We start from the raw sequence: 5,722 nt of genomic DNA, 5'->3' as shown, positions 1-5,722 counted from the left end.
ATCAGTTATCAGTTATCAGTTATCAGTTATCAGTTATCAGTTATCAGTTATCAGTTATCAGTTATCAGTTATCAGTTATCAGTTATCAGTTATCAGTTATCAGTTATCAGTTATCAGTGTTCGCTGAAATATAATTAGTTTCTAGAAATATTTGCAGTTGCCAACAAAAAAACATGAGTGAAGTAATTTTATCCGTAAAAAATCTGACCGCTAGTATTGATGGAAACCAGATTCTTAAAGGAGTTAACCTCGAAATTAAAGCAGGTGAAACCCACGCAATTATGGGGCGCAATGGCTCAGGAAAAAGCACCTTTTCAAAAGTAATCGCTGGACATCCCGATTATGAAGTAACTGGGGGAGAAATAATTTATAAAGGCGAAAACCTTTTGGACAAAGAACCCGATGAACGAGCGCTTATGGGTATCTTTCTCGCATTCCAATATCCCCTAGAAATCCCCGGCGTTAGTAACCTCGATTTTCTTCGCGTTGCCTACAATGCCCGACAAAAATATCTAGGCTCGGAAGAATTAGATAGTTTTGACTTTGAGGAATTAGTCGAGAAAAAACTAGAAGTTGTCCAGATGAATCCTAGCTTTCTTGGCAGAAGTTTAAACGAAGGTTTCTCCGGTGGTGAGAAAAAACGTAATGAAATCCTACAAATGGCCTTATTAGAACCTACTTTAGGAATTCTCGATGAAATTGACTCCGGTTTAGACATCGATGCTTTGCGAATTGTTGCCCAGGGAGTCAATCAATTAGCTACTCCCGATAACGCTTTTTTACTTATCACTCACTATCAGCGTCTGCTCAACTACATTGAACCCGATGTTATTCATGTTATGTACGATGGGCGCATTGTCACCAGTGGCGGTAAAGAATTAGCCCTCGAATTAGAAAGAACTGGCTACGATTTCCTCGACGAACAATTATTAGCCGTTAAGTAATCTAGCTATCAGTTATCAGAAGTCTGGGGAGTCAGAAGTCAGTAGCCGGTCGTCAGGAGGCAGGAGATTGCTTTTATTTATTCTCCCCACACCCCACACCCCACACCCTACACCCTACACCCCACACCCTACACCCCACTACCCCACTACCCCACTACCCCACTACCCCACTACCCCCTCTTACCAATGACAGCCATAATCACGAAACCTGAACAATCAGGAGAATTATTGTTAAAATTGTCTCGCAAAACGGTTCCCACTATCGATAACGGTAAAATTCTCGAATTAAGAGAATCGGGAGCCAGTAAAGCTCAAGAATTAGCCATCCCGGGCAGAAAAGACGAAGAATGGCAATTCACCGATTTAAGTCAACTCTGGGCGATCGATTTTCGCACCCCCCAAACCGTTACAATCGATAAAAATGCCCTAGCTGTTTTTTTACTGCCCGAAGCCAAAAACAGCCACCTAGTCTTCGTTAACGGCATTTATCAGCCCGAATTGTCCGATATTTCCGCTTTACCCCCCGGTGTCAGCGTCGGCAATCTCGCCAATGCACAAAAAGATGTTCTTGTCAACTATCTAGGGAAAGAAAAAACCCCCGAATTTTTTACCGCGCTCAACCAAGCTGGACTAAGCGATGGGGCAGTAATTCACGTCACCGCTAACACCGTCGTCACAAACCCGATACATCTCCTATTTATCACCGTTGTGGAGGAAATTCCCCGCTTTTATCAGCCCCATAGCCTAATCGTGGCGGAAACTGGAGCTAGTGTCAATATTATCGAGAATTACGGAGCTTTAGCCGAACATTGCTCCGATTTACCTGTAAATTACTCTTATTTCACCAACGCTGTCACGGAAATTTACCTCGAAGCCAACGCCGAGGTCATCCATACCAGAGTACAACGGGAATCGGGAGATGGTTTTCACATCGGACGCACGATAATTGAACAAGCGCATGATAGCCGTTACACTCTCAACGAGATAAATCTAGGAGCTAAACTCTGCCGTCATAACCTCGATGTTCTGCAAAAAGGAGCACAAACCGAGACAAATCTGTACGGATTAGCCATGATTACTGGACAACAAACCGCCGATACCCACAGCGCCATCTATCTCAACCATCCCCACGGCATCACCAAGCAACTGCATAAATGTATCGTTGATGGTAGCGCTCACGCCATCTTTAATGGTAAAGTGTTTGTTCCCAAACCTGCCCAATTAACCAACGCCTCCCAGTTAAATCGGAATTTGTTAATTTCTAACAAGGCACGAGTCAACACCAAACCCGAATTACAAATTACCGCCGATAACGTCAAATGTTCCCACGGGGCAACCGTTAGCCAACTGGAAGCCGATGATTTATTCTATCTGCAAAGCCGGGGCTTAAGTGCCGACACTGCCCGCAGTTTGTTAATTGATGCTTTCTCGGCCGAGATTTTAGCTAAAATTCCTCTAGAATCCCTCCGCCAAAGATTGGGGCAATGCGTCGCCTGTCGCAGTGTGGAATAACTCTACCGGGGTGGGTGTCAACCTGCCCAAAGTACCCCTCTGACTCCTGACTAAAATGACAATTATCCAAGAAAAAACCCTCGCCCAAAAAGTCCGCGCCGATTTCCCTATCCTCCATCAAACCGTACACGATAAACCCCTTATCTATCTCGATAGTGCCGCCACTTCCCAAAAACCGATTCAAGTATTAGAAACCCTGCGAAACTATTACGAAAAAGATAACGCCAATGTGCATCGGGGGGCGCATACTTTAAGTGTCCGGGCAACGGAAGCCTACGAAGGAGCCAGAGATAAGGTGGCTAGGTTTATTAATGCCGCTTCTCGTCAGGAAATTGTCTATACTCGCAACGCCACGGAAGCGATTAATTTAGTCGCCTACAGTTGGGCATTAAATACCCTGAAAGCAGGGGATGAAATTATTCTCTCGGTGATGGAACACCACAGTAATTTAATCCCCTGGCAAATTGTCTGCCAAAAGACGGGGGCGGTGATTAAATATGTGCAATTAACTGGCGGAGAAAGCTTTGATTTAGAACAATATAAATCCTTGTTATCGGACAAAACTAAATTAGTTGCTGTCCTTCATGTCTCCAATACATTAGGCTGTATTAATCCCGTTGCCGAAATAGTCAGCCTTGCCCATCAAGTCGGGGCGAAAGTATTAATTGATGCCTGTCAAAGTGTCCCCCATTTAGCCATTGATGTGCAGTCCATAGATTGTGATTGGTTGGTGGCTAGTGGTCATAAAATGTGCGCCCCCACCGGTATTGGATTTTTGTATGGCAAAGAGGCGATTTTAGAGGCAATGCCGCCCTTTTTTGGTGGTGGCGAAATGATTGCAGAAGTCTATTTAGACCATTTTACCTGTGCGGAACTGCCCCACAAATTTGAAGCAGGAACCCCTGCTATTGGCGAAGCGATTGCTCTCGGTGCTGCGGTAGAATATTTAATGGGTTTAGGGATGGATAATATTCATGCCTACGAAGAAGAGTTAACCGCCTATTTGTTCAAAAAATTAGGAGAAATTGAGGGTTTAAGAATTTACGGGCCGCCACCTAGTTTAACGGGCCAAGGTCGGGCTAGTTTAGCCGCCTTTAATGTGGAAGGGATTCATGCTAGTGATTTAGCCACTTTATTAGACCACGAAGGAATCGCTATTCGTTCCGGTCATCACTGTACCCAACCTCTACACCGCCTTTTTGATGCTTCCGGCAGCGCGCGGGCAAGTCTATATTTTTATAATACCCGCGAAGAAATTGATAGCTTTATTGTCGCTTTACAGGAAACTATTGATTTCTTTGCCAATTGTTTTTCTTAGGGGTATCTCTAGCCCTTTTCCTGTTCTTAAAGAGTGAAGGAAGTTACCTATTATTATCAAGGAATTTGTCCCGAAACGGGCGAGTTATTGCGCTTGCCCCGCACTCTTTTGGCTGAAAAAATCGCCCAAGATTTGATGACAACTATCACCAATCCTCAAGGTAAAATGTATGGGATTTTGTTAGGAGAAAATGCCGCTGGCGAAATAGAAATTTTAAAAGCTTTTTCTGGACAGGGAGAAGCTGCTGGCTGGGTTCCGTCCCTAGTGGGGAGAGAAAAAATTATTCGGGAAGAAAAGCGAGTTTTGCAACTTTTAGAAACAATTAAACAGGAAATTATTACCCTACAATCAATTCCCGAACATAATTTATATCGACTCAATCAAGCAAATTTTGAGTGCAAAATACAAGCTTTACAGCAACAACATCAAAACCATAAACAGGAACGAGATAGGTTAAGAAATTTAGGAAATTTAAACCGAGAGGAATTAGAAAATTTAAATAATCTCAGTCGTCAGGAAAAAAGAGCAAGAAAGCAATTAAAACAGGAACAAAAACAAGTTTTAGAACCCTTAATTGAGAAAATAAACGTAGCCAATCAGAGAATTATTGAACTTAAGCAACAGCGGAGGAACCTCTCTAAACAGTTACAGGAATTGCTGTATCAATCCTACTGTTTAAATAACTTTTCTGGACAATCTCTCTCCTTGGCTAAATTGATGGGCAGTAATTTGTTACCGACGGGAACAGGGGAATGTTGCGCCCCGAAATTATTAAATTATGCCGCCATGAAAGGATTAAAACCTGTCGCCATGGCCGAATTTTGGTGGGGAGAATCGAATCGAGATAGAAAACAGGGAGAATTTTATGGCGCTTGTCAAGAAAGATGTCAACCTCTCATGGGTTTTTTACTCTCTGGTTTACGTTTATCTCTAGAAATTATCTACGAAGACGAGGGAATAATTGCTATTAATAAACCCGCGGGATTATTATCGGTAGCAGGACGTTATCAAGATAGTCAAGATGCTGTGGTCAATCGGTTTCGTCGTCAGGGAAAAAATGTCATTCCCGTTCATCGTTTAGATCGAGAAACTTCGGGATTATTATTACTAGCTAAAAGTTTAGATATTTATCGTTGTTTATCCCAACAATTTCAACGGCGAGAAGTAGAGAAAATCTACGAAGCTATATTATCAGAAATTGTTGAGCGAGAATCAGGCATAATTGACCTACCTCTCTGGGGAAATCCGCAAAATAGACCCTATCAAACTGTGGATTGGCAAAGGGGGAAAGCTAGTCAAACCTATTTTAAAGTTGTCGGCAAAGAAGGCAATTATTCTCGGCTAGAATTTATTCCCTACACGGGAAGAACCCATCAAATTCGTGTTCATAGTCAAGAGGGATTAGGGATAGGAATTTTAGGCGATCGCTTGTATAATGGTAAGCAGTCCGACCGTTTATACCTACACGCTAAACAATTATCTTTTCGTCATCCTCAGACCGAAAATAAAATTGATCTAATCATTCCCGCCCCCTTTTGAGAGCTATAATTGCTAACAGCCAAAAACTAGCTATAATAACCCGATTTACTAACATGGGTACAAGGTCAACCAGAAAATAAATAGGGCAAGCTCTCTAGCGATAGCAATTTGGTCATTTAGGGATCACTGACTGAAATTTCTCATCTTCTTGAGGAATATATGGCATCAGTTTACTAGGGTCAATGGAATTGGAATTATCACCGCCAAAAGTTCCTTGCTTACCGTAAAATGACCTGAGCATATCTGCAACAATACTCGCTTTGGCAATATATACTTTAGACGTTCATAATCTGAGATTTATTAAACTTCTGAAATCGTAGAGTGAGCAAGGAATCCAGTTCTTTTTTCTGTTTCAGATGGGCATCATTCAGACATTCATAAATAGCTGAAGAAAAGTCAGAAAAGTTTT

At 42.3% G+C, this 5,722-nt stretch carries 4 protein-coding genes and 1 pseudogene; 4 read left to right on the top strand and 1 reads right to left on the bottom strand.

Features of this window, described 5'->3' with window-relative positions:
* The first annotated feature begins 173 nt into the window (after window positions 1-173).
* The 4 genes from sufC to IM456_RS00855 all read left to right on the top strand — a co-directional run bounded on the left by sufC (window position 174) and on the right by IM456_RS00855 (window position 5,313).
* Complete coding sequence (gene sufC / locus IM456_RS00870; RefSeq protein ID WP_002756123.1) at window positions 174-944, top strand: Fe-S cluster assembly ATPase SufC; 771 nt, start codon at window positions 174-176, stop codon at window positions 942-944.
* A gap of 186 nt (window positions 945-1,130) precedes the next feature.
* The gene (sufD, locus tag IM456_RS00865) at window positions 1,131-2,456 is read left to right on the top strand and encodes a Fe-S cluster assembly protein SufD (RefSeq protein WP_149987478.1); all 1,326 of its coding nucleotides are present in this window, start codon (window positions 1,131-1,133) and stop codon (window positions 2,454-2,456) included.
* Window positions 2,457-2,511: 55 nt separating this feature from the next.
* Window positions 2,512-3,774, top strand: a complete 1,263-nt coding sequence (locus IM456_RS00860) for a SufS family cysteine desulfurase (RefSeq protein WP_149987479.1) — start codon at window positions 2,512-2,514, stop codon at window positions 3,772-3,774.
* A 33-nt stretch (window positions 3,775-3,807) separates the two neighbouring features.
* Window positions 3,808-5,313 (top strand): RluA family pseudouridine synthase, encoded by a 1,506-nt coding sequence (locus IM456_RS00855; protein ID WP_149987480.1) that lies wholly within the window; start codon window positions 3,808-3,810, stop codon window positions 5,311-5,313.
* Between the two features lie 275 nt (window positions 5,314-5,588).
* Here the strand turns inward: IM456_RS00855 and IM456_RS00850 are convergent.
* A pseudogene (locus tag IM456_RS00850) lies at window positions 5,589-5,722 on the bottom strand (IS630 family transposase); the annotation flags it as partial.

It is taken from the genome of Microcystis sp. M079S1 (assembly GCF_020246425.1).
Lineage (GTDB): Bacteria > Cyanobacteriota > Cyanobacteriia > Cyanobacteriales > Microcystaceae > Microcystis > Microcystis aeruginosa.
The sequence above is the reverse complement of the archived record's forward strand: the minus strand, read 5'-3'. Positions and strand labels throughout refer to the sequence as shown.